General features: G+C 73.1%; 13 protein-coding genes. 5 read left to right on the forward strand and 8 right to left on the reverse strand.

Translation table 11 applies throughout. From position 1 onward, the window contains the following. Window positions 1–22: 22 nt before the first annotated feature. Window positions 23–892 carry an ASCH domain-containing protein gene (locus LG632_RS30430; RefSeq protein WP_308107724.1) on the forward strand — a complete coding sequence of 290 codons (870 nt, stop codon included), beginning with the start codon at window positions 23–25 and terminating at the stop codon, window positions 890–892. A 125-nt stretch (window positions 893–1,017) separates the two neighbouring features. Here the strand turns inward: LG632_RS30430 and LG632_RS00900 are convergent, their stop codons facing one another. From LG632_RS00900 to LG632_RS00920, 5 genes are read right to left on the reverse strand one after another with little or no spacing between them, the layout of a single operon-like run. After that, complete coding sequence (locus tag LG632_RS00900; RefSeq protein WP_226724353.1) at window positions 1,018–2,220, reverse strand: 3-hydroxybenzoate 6-monooxygenase; 1,203 nt, start codon at window positions 2,218–2,220, stop codon at window positions 1,018–1,020. A gap of 23 nt (window positions 2,221–2,243) precedes the next feature. After that, window positions 2,244–4,205: an anthranilate synthase family protein gene (locus LG632_RS00905; RefSeq protein ID WP_226724354.1), complete on the reverse strand. Its 1,962-nt coding sequence runs from the start codon at window positions 4,203–4,205 to the stop codon at window positions 2,244–2,246. Then, a complete protein-coding gene (locus tag LG632_RS00910; RefSeq protein ID WP_308107726.1) occupies window positions 4,202–4,993 on the reverse strand; it encodes an isochorismatase family protein in 792 nt (263 codons plus the stop codon). The genes LG632_RS00905 and LG632_RS00910 overlap by 4 nt, the downstream gene beginning before the upstream one ends. A gap of 38 nt (window positions 4,994–5,031) precedes the next feature. Continuing rightward, window positions 5,032–5,844: a 2,3-dihydro-2,3-dihydroxybenzoate dehydrogenase gene (locus tag LG632_RS00915; protein ID WP_226724355.1), complete on the reverse strand. Its 813-nt coding sequence runs from the start codon at window positions 5,842–5,844 to the stop codon at window positions 5,032–5,034. Then, window positions 5,841–6,671 (reverse strand): arylamine N-acetyltransferase family protein, encoded by an 831-nt coding sequence (locus LG632_RS00920; RefSeq protein ID WP_226724356.1) that lies wholly within the window; start codon window positions 6,669–6,671, stop codon window positions 5,841–5,843. Before LG632_RS00920 ends, LG632_RS00915 begins: the two co-directional genes overlap by 4 nt. Window positions 6,672–6,930: 259 nt before the next feature. Here LG632_RS00920 and LG632_RS00925 point away from each other — a divergent pair, with 259 nt between their 5' ends. Beyond that, on the forward strand, window positions 6,931–7,257 hold the full coding sequence (locus LG632_RS00925; protein WP_226724357.1) for a hypothetical protein: 327 nt from the start codon (window positions 6,931–6,933) through the stop codon (window positions 7,255–7,257). 388 nt (window positions 7,258–7,645) lie between these two features. On the opposite strand, the gene LG632_RS00930 is transcribed toward LG632_RS00925, so the two are convergent. Then, window positions 7,646–8,269 carry an HAD family hydrolase gene (locus LG632_RS00930; protein ID WP_226724358.1) on the reverse strand — a complete coding sequence of 208 codons (624 nt, stop codon included), beginning with the start codon at window positions 8,267–8,269 and terminating at the stop codon, window positions 7,646–7,648. 58 nt (window positions 8,270–8,327) lie between these two features. After that, the gene (locus LG632_RS00935) at window positions 8,328–9,590 is read right to left on the reverse strand and encodes an MFS transporter (RefSeq protein WP_226724359.1); all 1,263 of its coding nucleotides are present in this window, start codon (window positions 9,588–9,590) and stop codon (window positions 8,328–8,330) included. 71 nt (window positions 9,591–9,661) lie between these two features. Between LG632_RS00935 and LG632_RS00940 the strand changes: the two genes are divergently transcribed. Next, a complete protein-coding gene (locus tag LG632_RS00940) occupies window positions 9,662–10,423 on the forward strand; it encodes a DeoR/GlpR family DNA-binding transcription regulator (RefSeq protein ID WP_226724360.1) in 762 nt (253 codons plus the stop codon). 206 nt (window positions 10,424–10,629) lie between these two features. Further along, complete coding sequence (locus tag LG632_RS00945) at window positions 10,630–11,115, forward strand: septum formation family protein (RefSeq protein WP_226724361.1); 486 nt, start codon at window positions 10,630–10,632, stop codon at window positions 11,113–11,115. 139 nt (window positions 11,116–11,254) lie between these two features. On the opposite strand, the gene LG632_RS00950 is transcribed toward LG632_RS00945, so the two are convergent. Next, entirely contained in the window at window positions 11,255–12,184 is a 930-nt protein-coding gene (locus LG632_RS00950; RefSeq protein ID WP_226724362.1) for an EamA family transporter, read from the reverse strand. 80 nt (window positions 12,185–12,264) lie between these two features. Here LG632_RS00950 and LG632_RS00955 point away from each other — a divergent pair, with 80 nt between their 5' ends. Then, entirely contained in the window at window positions 12,265–13,185 is a 921-nt protein-coding gene (locus LG632_RS00955; protein WP_226724363.1) for a LysR family transcriptional regulator, read from the forward strand. The last annotated feature ends 31 nt before the right edge of the window (window positions 13,186–13,216 follow it).

The raw sequence follows: 13,216 nt of genomic DNA on the forward strand, positions 1-13,216 counted from the left end.
GGGGCGGGCAAGCCGAAATCCCGTGGAGGTCACCTGGGTGGCGTGGAATGATCTTCGGCGACTGTTGACGGAAGGAAAGGCCGACAGCGTGTACGTACCGCCCTCCGCGCGAGCTCTCGACGACGACGAGCGTGAGCTCGTGGAGCTGGCGCGCCGCACCATAGACGCGCATACCGACGCCGGGCCCGACGAGGACGGGATCCACACGATGGGCGCCGCGGTCATGGCCGCCGACCACCGGATGTTCGCCGGGGTGAACCTCTACCACTTCACCGGCGGTCCCTGCGCCGAACTCGTGGCTCTGGGCGCCGCGCGAGCCCAGGGCGCCCGCCAGATGCGCTGCATCGTGGCCGTGGGAAACCACGGCCGGGGGGTCATCGGCCCGTGCGGGCGCGATCGGCAGGTCTTTGCGGACTACTACCCCACCATGCGCGTCATCGTGCCCACGCCCGCGGGGCCAAGGTCGGTTCTCGCCGCCGACCTGATGCCGCTGACCCAGCGATGGACCCCGGACGGCATGGCCGGTCTCGATCCCTCGCTCTACCAAGACCCCGAGGCGGCCGGCCCCCCGATCATCCGGTTCAACCCCCGCTACCTCGAAGACGTCCGCTCCGGCGCCAAGACCAGGACCACCCGCTTCCGGGACCCGGCCCGGCTCGGGCCGGCCCGGCTGGTGTTCGAGAGCGACCCCGAAGTCGTCCTGCCGGCAGAGGTGACCGGCATCAGGCACTGCCTGGTCGACGAGCTCACCGACCAGGACGCCCGGGCCGAGGCACTCACGACCGCAGACGAACTCCGGGAAGTCCTCAAGCGCCACTACCCGGATCTGGCTGGCACCGACGAAGTCGACGTCGTCACCTTCCGGATCGACGGCGGGACAGGCGCTGTTTGAATCGCGCCGGCACCGGCCCGGCACCACAGCGGAACGCGGGCGTTCCGGCGTGTTCCCGGCGACAGGAGCGCTTCCCTGGCGGGACCCGTCACAGCCGGCGAGGCCGGCTGTGACCGTCGTCCCGCTCAGGACGCACCCACCGGTCGCAGCGCCCGCGAGAACCCCCGGTCGTCGTGCAGCCACGACACCTTCTCGTACAGCGCGTCGTCGGAGAGGCCGGAGAGCATCGCGTTCCTGGCTGCGGCCTCCTGCCCGGCCGGGTGGTAGAGGCTCCGGCCCATCTCCCTCGCCACCCACTGGGCGTCAGCCGTGCGCCGGCGCCGTCTGCTCTCGTACTCCGCCCACGCCAGGGCGAAGCCGCCCTCCGCGCAGGCGAGCACCTCACCGAGGACGACCGCGTCCTCCAGAGCCATGCAGGCCCCCTGGGCCGCGTACTGGAGCATCGGGTGGGCGGCGTCGCCGAGCAGGGTCACCCGCCGGTCCGTCCAACTGCCCACCGGGTCCCGGTCGCACAGCACCCATTCCCTCCACTGCGCGCCGAGCTCCAGCAACTCCCGGGCGGTCCTCCCCAGGTCGGCGAAGGCCCCTAGGACCCGGTCGCGCCCGGTCGGCCTGCCGACGACCACCTGCCGCGCGCCGTCGTCGCGGGTCGCCGCGAGGTTGAGGTACTTGCCCTCGCCGATCGGGTAGTGCACGAAGTGCCAGCGCGGTCCGGCCCACAAGGTCACGCAGTTCCACCGCAGATGCGGCGGGACCTCGTCCATCGGGATGACCGAGCGGAAGATCGTGTGGCCCGAGACCCGCGGCTCGCCGTCGCCGACGAGCTGCGCCCGCACGGCGGAGCGGATGCCGTCGGCGCCGACCAGCGCCGCCCCGCGCACCCGCTGCCCCGACTCCAGGACGGCGGTCACCGACGCCGCGTCCTGCTCGTAGGCGGTGACGCGGCTGTCGGTGCGCAGGTCGACGGCGTCGCAGGCGCGGCACGCGGCGAGCAGCGGCTCGTACAGGTCCGCGCGGCGGACCACCGCGTACGGGTTGCCGAAGCGCTTCCGGTAGCGCTCGGTCAGCGGCATGCTGCGCACGCGCTCGTCGGTCGTGCCGTCCATGAACCGCAGTTCGTCGACGTACACGGCCAGCGCGCGCACCGCGTCCCCGACGCCGAGCCGGTCCAGGGCGTGGAAGCCGTTGGGCCCGATCTGGATGCCCGCGCCCAGTTCGGTGAAGGCGCCGCGGCGCTCCAGGACCACCGCCCGGTGGCCCGCTTGCGCGACGCTCAAAGCGGCGGCGAGGCCGCCGATGCCGCCCCCGGCGACGAGTACGGTCGACATGGTGTCCCTTCCGTGGTGGTGACTCAGACGAGGGCGGCGGCGGGGGCGGGGGCGCCGGCGAGCACGTGGACGAGGGCGTCTCGGAGGATGCCGGTTCCGTCCTCGGTGAGCACAGACTCGGGGTGGAACTGCATCGAGCAGAAGCCCGTCCCGCGCAGCGCGTGGACCTCGCCGGTCGCCGGATCGCGGCTGACCTCGACGACCCCCGGGACGGTCGGCGCCTCGGCCTTGTCCTCGTCGCAGCGGGCGACGAAGGTGTTGTAGAAGCCGACGCGCACCTGGCGGCCGAAGAGGTCGATCTCGCGCTGCACCCCTTGGTGGGGCACGTCCCGGCGCACCAGTTCGAGGCCGAGCAGCCCGCTGAGGACCTGGTGGCTCAGGCACACCGCCACGAAGGGCCGTCCGGTGTCGAGCAGTCGCCGCAGGTCTGCGCGCAGGTGGGCGATCTTGGCCAGTGCGTCGTCGCGGGGGTCGCCGGGGCCCGGTCCCATGACCACCAGGTCATGGCCGTCCAGGCAGTACGGCTCGTCGAAGCGGCGCACCGTCACCGCCATCCCCATCGAGCGCAGCAGATGGGCGATCATCGAGGTGAAGGTGTCCTCGGCGTCCACCACCAGGGCCGTGCGGCCGGCCAGTGCCGGTCCCCGGCCGCGGGCCGGGGCGTCCGCCGCGGCCTGCGCGCTGCGCCGCTGTGCCGCCGCCTCGTCGCGGAGCCAGAAGCCGGCGATGTCCTCGTTGCGGCTCTCCAACGCCCTGCGCACGTCGGGGTGGTCGGCGAACCGGCGCGGGCGTGGGCTGAGCGCCGCCAGCAGCCCCTCGGCCTTCGCGCGCGTCTCCGCCACCTCGGACCACGGGTCGGAGCCGCGGACCAGTGTCGCGCCGACGCCGATGCTGAGGCGTCCGGAGCGGTCGATGTCCGCGGTGCGGATGAGGATGGAGGAGTCGAGCCGGCGGGCGCCGTCGGTGTCCCTGCCGATCAGGGCCGCCACGCCGCTGTAGTAGCCGCGCCCGCCCGCCTCGTGGCGGCGGATGACCCGGCAGGCGCTCTCCAGCGGGCTGCCGGTCACCGTGGGGGCGAACAGCGTCTCGCGCAGGACCTCCCGTACGTCGCGCACGGTGCGGCCCTCGATGAAGTACTCGGTGTGGGCGAGCCGCGCCATCTCCTTCAGCCGGGGGCCGATGACGCGCCCCCCGCTCTCGCAGATGCGGGCCATCATCTTCAGCTCCTCGTCGAGGACCATGTACAGCTCGTCGGACTCCTTGCGGTCGGCGAGGAACTCCAGGAGCGTCTGCAGGGTCGGTCCCGAGGGCGGGTAGCGGTAGGTGCCGCTGATGGGGTTCATCACGGCTGTGCCGCCTGCCACGCTGATGTGCCGCTCCGGGGTGGCGCCGACCAGGGTCCGGTCGCCGGTGTGGACGATGAAGGTCCAGTAGGCGCCCTGCTCCCGCTCCACGAGCCGCCGGAAGAACGCGAGCGCGACGGCGGGGGTGTACCCGCCGATGTCGGCCACGAAGGAGCGTCTGATGACGAAGTTCGCCCCCTCTCCCCGGCCGATCTCCTCCTCGACCACGCGCCGCACCGTCCGGGCATACGTCTCGTCGTCCACGTCGAAACGGGCACCGTGCAGCGGAGCGGGGACGTCGGGGATGCGGCGCAGTGCCTCCGCCAGCGGTACCGAGTCCTGCTCGCGTACGGTCATGGCCAGCAGCGGGGTTCCGTCGTCGACGGCGGCGTAGCCGCGTTCGGCGATCTGCCGGTAGGGGATGAGCGCCAGGACCTCGTGCCGGCCGGGTGCGCCGTCCGGGGCCTCGGGGAGCGGCAGGTCGTCCAGGGCCGCCACCTCCACGACCTCGCCCAGCAGGACCTCGAGCTGCTCGGCCGCCCCGGACTCGGGGCGGTGCAGCAGCGCGAAGGGGGGCGGGTCCGCGGCCAGGACGCGGTCGAGCGGGGCGGGGGCCGGGGCCGACGGCCGGTCCGCGGTCATGCGCAGGCCCCTTCCTCGACGCGCGGGGCGGCGGACACGGGAGCCGCGGTGGCGGCCGGCGGGAGAGCGGTCGCGGGAGCGGCCGAGGATGCGGTCGGGAGAGCGGCCGCGGGAGCAGCCGAGGATGCGGTCGCGGGAGCGGTCGCGGCGGCTGTCAGCTCCGCCGCGAGCCGCCGCGTGGTGGCGACCACGGCGCAGCGCCCGGCCGCGTAGTCCAGCGCCATCCGGTGCTCGGCGGCGGAGAAGTCCGCCATCGCGTCCGCGGCGAGGAAGGCCTGGATGTCCTGGGTGAAGGCGTCGCCGGCCGTCATGAGGATGCCGATGTGCGCGTACACGCCGCAGATGATGAGCTGGTCGCGTCCGGCGAGCCGCATCTTCGCCAGCAGGTCGGTCCTGTGGAAGGCGCTGTAGCGCCACTTGGTGAGGACCCAGTCCCGGGGCCGCGGGCCGAGGCCCTCCGCGACGCCGCGGTGGGCGGGGTCGATGGTCATGCCCGGCCCCCAGAAGTCCTTCAGCAGCCCCCGCCGCTCGGGGCTCATGCCGCCCGGCTGCACGGTGTAGGCCACCGGGACGCCGAGCTGCGCGCACACCTCGCGGAGCCGGATGGCGTTGCGGGTGAGTTCGGTGAGTGGTGAACGGCCCTGCGCGAAGGGCCGCAGGAAGTACTTCTGCATGTCGTGGACGAGCAGGACCGCGCGTTGCGGATCCGGCGTCCACGTGGCCGTGTTCTGCGGCAAGTCGTCGCAGCCCGGCATCGGGTACGCCGCTGTGTCTGGAATGCCTGCCATCGTCTCCCCCTGTGTCCGGCAGTGTGGTGGTAGTGGTGTCAGACCCCGAGGGTCGCGCCGCCGTCGACGGTGAGCGTCTGCAGCGTGATGTGGCCCGCGCGGTCGGAGAGCAGGAACGCCGTGGCGTCCGCGACGTCCTCGGGTGTGGCGATCTTGCCCAGCGGGATGCCCGTGCGGTACTCGGACGGGGTCCCGTCGATGGAGCTCTGCGGCCCCTGCCCCTCCGACCACAGGGCGGTCAGCATCGGGGTGTCGGTCGAGCCCGGGGCGACGACGTTGCACCGGACGCCGAAGCGGGCGACCTCCAGTCCGAGGGACTTGGTGAACATCGCCACGGCGGCCTTGGAGGCGCCGTAGGCACTCATCCCGGTGCGCGGGGTGCCGGCGGCGTTCGACGCGATCGTGACGACCGCACCCGAGCGGCGCTCCACCATCCGGCCCACCACGGCGCGCGAGACGAAGAAGAGGCCGTGGACGTTGACGGCGAAGGTGTCCGTCCAGTCTCGGTCGGACAGGGCGCAGCCCGGGCCGAGGCGGAGGATGCCCGCCGCGTTCACCAGCTGGTCGATGGGGCCCAGGCTCCGCTCGACCTCGGTCACGACGGACGCCACGTCCGCGCTGGAGGTCACGTCGAGCGGGAAGGGCACGACGGGGAACCCGTCCGCGTCGTGTTCCTTGGCGAGCTGCTCCAGGGCCGCCGTGTCGTTGTCCAGTGCGGCCACGGTCGCGCCGCGGACGGCCAGGGCGCGCACGGTGGCGGCTCCGATACCGCCCGCCGCGCCCGTGACGACGGCGATCCGGCCGGCGAACTCCCCCGTGCCCGCCTGCGCGGTCGCGTGCAGCGTGATCACAGCCGTGCCCCCTGCGGAAGGTCGACGCCGATGTCGGCGAGGACGCCTCGGATCTCCTCCGGGCCGTTCAGCTCCCGCTCCTTGCGGCTGCCGTCGGCGTACCGCTCCACGACCTTGGTCCCGTACAGGCCGAGGTGGACGTCGGGCCGCGTGATCGACGCGTAGAGGGTGTGGACGGCGGGGGACCGCGGGTTGGTCGCGATGTGCCAGTTGATCATCGCGATGTCGACGTCCTCGAACGGCTCGAGGGTGAAGGCGTACTGCACCCCCCAAGCCCCGTTCTCGTACGCCTCCAGAGCCCACATGTCCGAGGGGCCGGTGGAAGGCTGCCGGGTGAACCGCAGTCGCCGGCCGAACCCGGCGGTCTCGACGCCCTCCTGCAGCGGCATGGCCTCCACCGGCGCGTTGTGGGAGCCGAAGCCCACGTCGGCGATGAACGGCAGCTCCTCGCCGGGGACGTCCACGAGCATCATCATGTGGGTGCGCGGCAGCATGGGCCGCCGGGCGCCGGCCACAACCCGCGCCGTCAGGGTGGTGACGCCGAAGCCCACCTCCCGCAGGGCGGCGCTCAGCAGCGTGTTGTGCTCGTAGCAGTAACCGCCGCGGCGCGCGTGCAGCACCTTCGCCTCGAGGTCGGGCAGGGCCAGGGAGGGCACCGAGCGGAGCAGGGCCACGTCCACGTTCTCGAACGGGATGCTCATCGCGTGCGCGCGGTGCAGCGCGCGCAGCGTCCCGACGTCGGCCCGCGGGAACTCCCCCTGCCACCCGATGCGACGGAGGTAGCCCTGGAGGCCGAACCGCCGGTCGCCGTCGTGTGTTCTGGTCATGCCGGTCATCCTCGGGAAGCGACCGAGATGCCAGCAATGCGCATGACAACAAGCTGCCTCCGCGGGCGATTCGTACCACCGAGACGCAGGTGCCGCCGCCTCGTCGCTGCCCCCCTTCCGGTGGGGCCTGCCGCTGGACGTCGTTCGCCGCTGGTTCCCTCCGCTGGGTGCGCCGGCATCGTCACCACCCCGGAGGCCGATGTCGCGGCGAGCGGCGTGTGTGCTCGTCTCGGCCCGCAGCCTGCGCAACCATGGCCGTATGCCGGTGTGGATCCGCGTGTACGACGAAGACCGTGATCTGTGGCAGTACTTCGAGGGCGACGAGGCGGGGCAGGTGACGCGCCAGGTGGAGCTGCGGGGCGATGACGGCACACCGGTGACCGCCGCTTCCCTGGAGGAAGTGCTGCGGTTCCAGGAATGCTCCGATGTCGACACGATGAGCCGCTACCAGCGGCGATACGGCACGATCGCCGAGGGCAGGATCACCGACCGGAACGGCGCAGGGCGGGCCGGTGAGATTTCCGCGGAGGAGTTCGAGCGGATCTGGTTGGACGCCCGACGCACACTCGGCTCCGCTACGCCCTGAGGGACGGCCGGGCGGAGTTGACCTGACGGCGCGTCACCCTCCCGCGCCCAGGATCCCCGTCTCGGCCACCGGGCGTTGCGGGTCGGCGCGTCCAGTCGTGGGCCGCGACGGCGACCGGCGAGGTGGCCCGGTGCGTCACCGCGTGGGTGACGGACCTGTCGGCGGGTCGAGTCCGGGTCGCCGTCGTGGGGATCGAAGACCTGTGTGCGGGCGCCGAGTTCCCTGGTCTCGGTCAGATCGGCCGTGATCCGGCCTTGACGCTCGGCTGGAGGATGGCCCGATGTGAGCAGCCCGCAGGCCCAGGCCTGACGTCGGCGCGCCCTCCCGTGCCCGGTCGCCCCGAGCACGTCCTCGGGCTGCCGACCGTGGACCGGGAGAGCGACGTCGGTCACGCGGCGCGCGGGGGCAGCCAGGCGTCGATCGCCGCTGTCAGCGGATGGAGTGCCGTAAACAGGTGTGCGTTCATGCCGAGGGCCTGCGCTGCGCGCACGTTCTCCTCGCGGTCGTCGACGAAGAGGAAGTCGGCCGGTGCGGCCCGCAGGGCGGTGACGCAGTGGTGGAACGCCGCCGGGTCCGGCTTCGCCGCCTTGATCTTCCCGGAGAAGGCGACGTGGTCGAGGTGTTGCAGCCAGGGCTGCGCGGCGAGGAAGGCGTCCGCGTGGTCGGAGGGGATGTTGGACAGCAGGGCGACCTCGGCGCGGTCCCGCAGGCTCTGCACGTAGGCGACGACGCGGTCGTCGACCCGGGACCAGCTGTCGATGTCGGCGAGTCGCAGTTGTTCGATCGTGTCGGTGGCGACGGGACGCGACAGCTTTCGCAGGACGGTGGTCCAGTACGCGGCCGCGGTCTGCTGGGCGGCGTCGTAGGGCGGGCGGGAGGCCCAGTACGCGTCGGTGAAGGCGTCGACGGGTGCGCCGCAGAGGGTGGCCATCTGCTCCAGGGCGCCGGGGCGTTGGTGGCGGGCGACGACCCCGAAGAGGTCGAACAGCACGATGCGGCGGTCGGTGGACATGGCGGTGGTGTCTCGTCTCCTGGTCGGGGCGGCGGCGGGGGGCCTGCCGCGTCGGGGGTCAGTGGCTGGGGGACGCCGGCTCAGGCTCCGGGTCCGGCTCCGGCTTCCGCTCGGGCACGGCGCCGGAGCCGTTGCGCAGGACGCCGGCGGCCAGGGCGGTGGTGGCGCAGAGCAGGGACAGCAGCAGGAAAGTGTGGTTCAGCGCGGTCAGGTGGGTCAGCCAGCCGATGACGGCGGGTCCGGCGAGCATGCCGAGGTAGCCGAGTCCGGCGACCCGGGAGACGTTCGCGCCCGCCGCGGCCGGGTCGGCGTGCCCGGCGGCGCTGAACAGCTGGGGGATGCAGCCCGACAGGCCCAGGCCGAACGCCGCCCAGCCCACGAACGCGACCCAAGGCGACGGGGCGAATGCGGCGATCGTGATCCCGACGGCGGCCGTGGCCGAGCCGTGGCGCAGGACGGCCGTCGGCCCGAACCGCGCGGCGATCCGGTCCGCGAGCAGGCGGCCGGTGGTCATCGCCGCGGCGAACGTGCCGTAGCCGAAGGCGGCGGTGCTGGCGGGAGCACCGAGAACGTCCTTGAGGTGCAGGGTGCTCCAGTCGTTGGCGGCTCCCTCGCACAACATCGTCGTCAACGCCAACGCGGCCAGGATCCGGATCCGCCTGGTGGTTGCGGGGCGCCGGGCGGTGCCGCGCCGGTCGGTGGCTGGCGCCTGTCCGGCAGGGGTGGCGGCGACCGGGGCGGGTGCGCCGGGCAGCAGGCTGCGCGCCATGGCCAGGGCGATCACGACGCCGAGGGAGGCGAAGGCGCCGAGCGTGGCGGCCGGGCTCATGCCGGCGCCGAGGGCGCCCGCCGCGGCGAGGGCGGCGATGACGCCGCCGACGGAGAAGGCGGCGTGGAAGGCCGACATGACGGGGCGGCCGTAGGCCTTCTCCACGTGGACGGCGTGGGCGTTCACGCTCACGTCCAGGCAGCCGTTGCAGAAGCCGAAGAGCAGGAGGGCCCCTGCCAGCGTCCATGGACCGCGGGCCAGGCCGGGCAGCACCAGGGTGGCGCCGGCCAGGACACCGGTGACGGGGACCACGAGGCGCGGGCCGAGGCGGTCGGTCAGCGGGCCGGCCGCCTGCATACCCGCGAAGGCCCCGAGCCCGAGCAGCACCAGCAGACTTCCCAGGGTGGCGTGGCTGATGCCGACCCGTGTCTCGATCGCGGGGATGTGCACCACCCAGGCTCCCATCAGGGTCCCGGCCAGGACGAAGTAGACGAAGGTGGCCGCGCGGGCGGCTCGAAGCGAAGGGTTCACACCGCCCACCGTAACGAACATATGTGATGTTCGAAAGGTGCCCTTACGAACACGCTGCATGTTCATTGCCAGGTGGTGTTCAATTCGCTGGTATGAGCAACGCAGACCGTCACTCCGTGATCGCCCAGGCCGTGAGGGAGTCGGGCCATGTCACGGTCCAGGACCTCGCCGCGCTGACCGGCGCATCGGAGATGACCATCCGGCGTGATCTCGACGTGCTCGCGGGGCAGGGCGTGCTCGAGCGCGTCCGCGGCGGCGCGCGGACCCTGCTGCTGCGGGGCGAGGAGCCGCCGTTCGCGCTGCGTGTGCGCGCGGCCGTCGACGCCAAGCGCCGGATCGCCGCCGAGGTCTCCTCGCTCATCGCCGACGGCGAGAGCGTGCTGCTGGACAGCGGCACGACCTGCCTGGAGGTCGCCCGCCTCCTGCGCGAGCGGCCCGTCACCGTCATGCCCCTGTCCCTCCAGGCCATCCACGCCCTCAGCGACCCCCCGGGCCGGGCCGTGCTGATGGTGCCCGGCGGACGGCCCCGCGCCGCCGAAGGAGCCCTGACCGGCCCCCTCACCCTCGCCTCCCTGACCGCGCTGCGCTTCGACACCGCGGTCATCGGCTGCTGCGGCCTGAGCGCAGCGGAGGGTCTGACCGCCTACGACCTCGACGACGCCGCGGTGAAGAAGGCGGGCATCGCCTCGGCCCGGCGCATCGTCGTCGCCACGGACGGCGGCAAACTCGGCCGCACCGCCTACGCCCACGTCGGGCCCGCCACGCTCCTGCACACCCTCGTCACCGACACCAGCGCACCCGGCGACGAGCTCGCCGCACTCGAAGGGGCCGGAACCGTCGTCAGGGCCGTCTGACGAAACCGCCGAGCCGCACCCCGCGGGCACCGGAGGTCCGCGCCGGTCCCGGTCGTGGTCGCGATCGCCCCCGGTGGGGTCCGCGTCCACCGGGTCCGGACACGTCACCGCACCGACGTGCTCCGTGGCCGCGCAAGCGGTCCCGGCGTAGCGTGGAAGTGGAACGACCGCCGCGTCTCGCGCCCCGCACAAGGAGAGCCGCGCGTATGTCCAGACTCCCCCGAACCCCGCATTCCCGTGCTGTCCACGGCGCAGCCCTCGCGTTCGCGCTCTTCCTCGGACTCTCCGGGACCGGCCCGGCCTTCGGGGCGTTCGCCGTCGACACCGACGACATCGAAGTGGGGGACTGCTTCAACACCGGTGCCGACATAAAGGGGGCAGCCCCAGCGCCCTTGTCGGTGGACGTAGTCCCCTGCGAGGAACCGCACCAGTCGGAGGCGTTCGCCGTCTTCGATCTGCCCGACGGCCCGCACCCGGGCGAGGAGAAGGTCATCGCCACGGCCGACGAGAAGTGCGGGGGCGAAGAGCTCTCCGACTACGTGGGCGCCGACGCGAAGCTGCCGGACACGATACGGGGTTATTACTACTACCCGCATTCCGTCAACTGGACCGAGGGCGATCGGAGCATCACCTGCTTCCTCGCCGACTCGGCCGGCCCGAGCACCGGCTCGCTTCGCACCAGCGCTCCCTGAGTACGCGTGCGGGGGGCACTGCGGTGCGCAGCTCCGCTCCTGCAACGATGTCCGGGAACCCCGCTTCCGGGCGACCCCGCCGTACCCAGCCCAGCCCATCCCACAGTCCCGTGGTCCAGGACCTGGTCACCGTGTCCGGTCAGGGCCCTCCGGGTCCTGACCGTCGAGGGGTCCCACAGGCGTACGGTCTTGTCCGCTCCGGTGCCGGCCTCCCGGGGGCCGGGAGTTGGCCGCCGACGATGGCGGCGAGGGCGAGGGCGAAGCCCAGCAGTTGGACCGGGCCCAGCGTCTGGTCGAGTACGGCGGCGCCGAGGACCGCGGCGACCAGGGGTGAGAGCAGGACGAGGACGGCGACGGCGCCGACGGGCAGCGCGCCGATGCCGCGGAACCACAGGACGTAGGCGAGCAGGCCGCCGACGAGGCCCAGCCACAGGTGGCCCAGGACCGCGGGCGGGTCGACCGCGGGCGGCGGGCCTTCGAGGGCTGCGGTCAGGGGAGCCAGGAACAGGCCCCCCGCCGCCAGTTGCCATCCCGCGAAAGCGGTGGGGCCGACCCCGGCGGGACGCCCCCAGCGCTTGGTGAGTGTCACCCCGAGGGCCATGGAAGCCGCGCTCGCCAGTCCTGCCGCGATGCCGACGACGTCGAACGCGGCGTCCGGCGTGATCACGACCAGGCCGACTCCGACGACCCCGGCCACGCCCCACAGCAGCCGCCAGGCCGTCATCCGCTCGTGCAGGACGGACACCGCGAGGACGGCGACGACCAGCGGCTGGGCCGCGGCCAAGGTGGCGGCGACACCGCCCGGCAGGCGTTCGGCGGCGACGAACAGCAGCGGGAACAGCAGCCCGATGTTGAGGACGCCGAGCACCGCGGCCCGGCCCCACCACACGCCGCGCGGCAGGGTCCGGGTGAGCGCGAGCGCGAACAGGCCGCCGGGCAGGGCGCGCAGGAGCCCGGCGAAGAGGGGGTGCCCCGGTGGGAGGAGTTCGGTCGTGACGACGTAGGTGGTGCCCCACGCCAGGGGCGCGAGCGCGGTCGAGGCGGTGCGGATCAGCGGGACGGCGGTCATGACGGAAGTCTCGTGCGGCGGTGATCGATGAGTCCAACACATGTTTTTCACTTGATCCATCTCGATGCACGATGGATCGCATGGATCTCCAACAGATGCGCTACGTCGTCGCGGTCGCCGAGACCGACAGCTTCACCCGCGCCGCCGCCCGCTGCCTCGTCGTCCAGTCCGCCCTCAGCCACCAGATCGCCCGCCTGGAGAAGGAGCTCGGTGCGCGGCTCTTCGAGCGCACCAGCCGCCGGGTCCGGCTGACACCGGCCGGCGCCGCGTTCCTGCCGGCGGCCCGGCAGTGCCTGGAGGCGGCCGACCGGGCGGCCGCCGAGGTCGCCGCGGCCGTGGGCGAGGTGCGCGGACGGCTCGTCGTGGGCCTGATCCCCACGGTCGCGGCCGTCGACATCCCCACCGCCCTGGGGGACTTCCGCCGGCGCTTCCCGCACGTGCGCATCGCCCTGCGGGTGGGCGGCAGCGACCACCTCGTGGAGCAGGTCCGGCAAGGCGCCCTGGACGTGGCCTTCCTGGGGCTGCCGGTCACCGCCCGGCCGCACGGGGTCGCGGCCCACGAACTGTCCCGCGACCGGCTCGTCGCCGTGGTCGCACCGGACCATCCGCTGGCCGACGAGCCGGTGGTCGACCTGGACCGGCTCTCCCGCGAGGTCTTCGTCGACCTTCCCGCCGGCACCGCCGGGCGGGCCCAGTCCGACCAGGCCTTCGCGGCCGCCGGTCTCCGGCGGGACGTGGCGTTCGAAGTGTCCACCGTGGACTTCGTCATGACCGGGCTGGTCGCCCAGGGCCTCGCCGTCGCCCTGCTGCCGTCCGCCTACGTGCACCGGCTCAGCGGTGTCACCACGATCGAGGTCGTCGACGCCCCGGTGCGCGTCGAGCACGTCATCTGGAGCGACGCGACCCGTACGCCCGCCGCGACGGCCTTCCTCGACACGCTGGGCGTCCCGGACACCCCGTCAGGTGCGAATCAGGGCTTTTCATCCCATGGAGTGGTTTGACCGCCGGGGCATTGAGGTCACATTCCGCGTT

Source organism: Streptomyces antimicrobicus, from assembly GCF_020532625.1.
GTDB classification, from domain to species: Bacteria; Actinomycetota; Actinomycetes; order Streptomycetales; family Streptomycetaceae; genus Streptomyces; species Streptomyces antimicrobicus.

What these genes read in the sequence shown, in the direction of transcription:
- LG632_RS00900 (WP_226724353.1), bottom strand. Translation starts at nt 2,220, where the DNA reads ATGTCGACCGTACTCGTCGCCGGGGGCGGCATCGGCGGCCTCGCCGCC.
- LG632_RS00905 (WP_226724354.1), bottom strand. Translation starts at nt 4,205, where the DNA reads ATGACCGCGGACCGGCCGTCGGCCCCGGCCCCCGCCCCGCTCGACCGC.
- LG632_RS00910 (WP_308107726.1), bottom strand. Translation starts at nt 4,993, where the DNA reads ATGGCAGGCATTCCAGACACAGCGGCGTACCCGATGCCGGGCTGCGAC.
- LG632_RS00920 (WP_226724356.1), bottom strand. Translation starts at nt 6,671, where the DNA reads ATGACCAGAACACACGACGGCGACCGGCGGTTCGGCCTCCAGGGCTAC.
- LG632_RS00925 (WP_226724357.1), top strand. Translation starts at nt 6,931, where the DNA reads ATGCCGGTGTGGATCCGCGTGTACGACGAAGACCGTGATCTGTGGCAG.
- LG632_RS00930 (WP_226724358.1), bottom strand. Translation starts at nt 8,269, where the DNA reads ATGTCCACCGACCGCCGCATCGTGCTGTTCGACCTCTTCGGGGTCGTC.
- LG632_RS00935 (WP_226724359.1), bottom strand. Translation starts at nt 9,590, where the DNA reads ATGTTCGTTACGGTGGGCGGTGTGAACCCTTCGCTTCGAGCCGCCCGC.
- LG632_RS00940 (WP_226724360.1), top strand. Translation starts at nt 9,662, where the DNA reads ATGAGCAACGCAGACCGTCACTCCGTGATCGCCCAGGCCGTGAGGGAG.
- LG632_RS00945 (WP_226724361.1), top strand. Translation starts at nt 10,630, where the DNA reads ATGTCCAGACTCCCCCGAACCCCGCATTCCCGTGCTGTCCACGGCGCA.
- LG632_RS00950 (WP_226724362.1), bottom strand. Translation starts at nt 12,184, where the DNA reads ATGACCGCCGTCCCGCTGATCCGCACCGCCTCGACCGCGCTCGCGCCC.
- LG632_RS00955 (WP_226724363.1), top strand. Translation starts at nt 12,265, where the DNA reads ATGGATCTCCAACAGATGCGCTACGTCGTCGCGGTCGCCGAGACCGAC.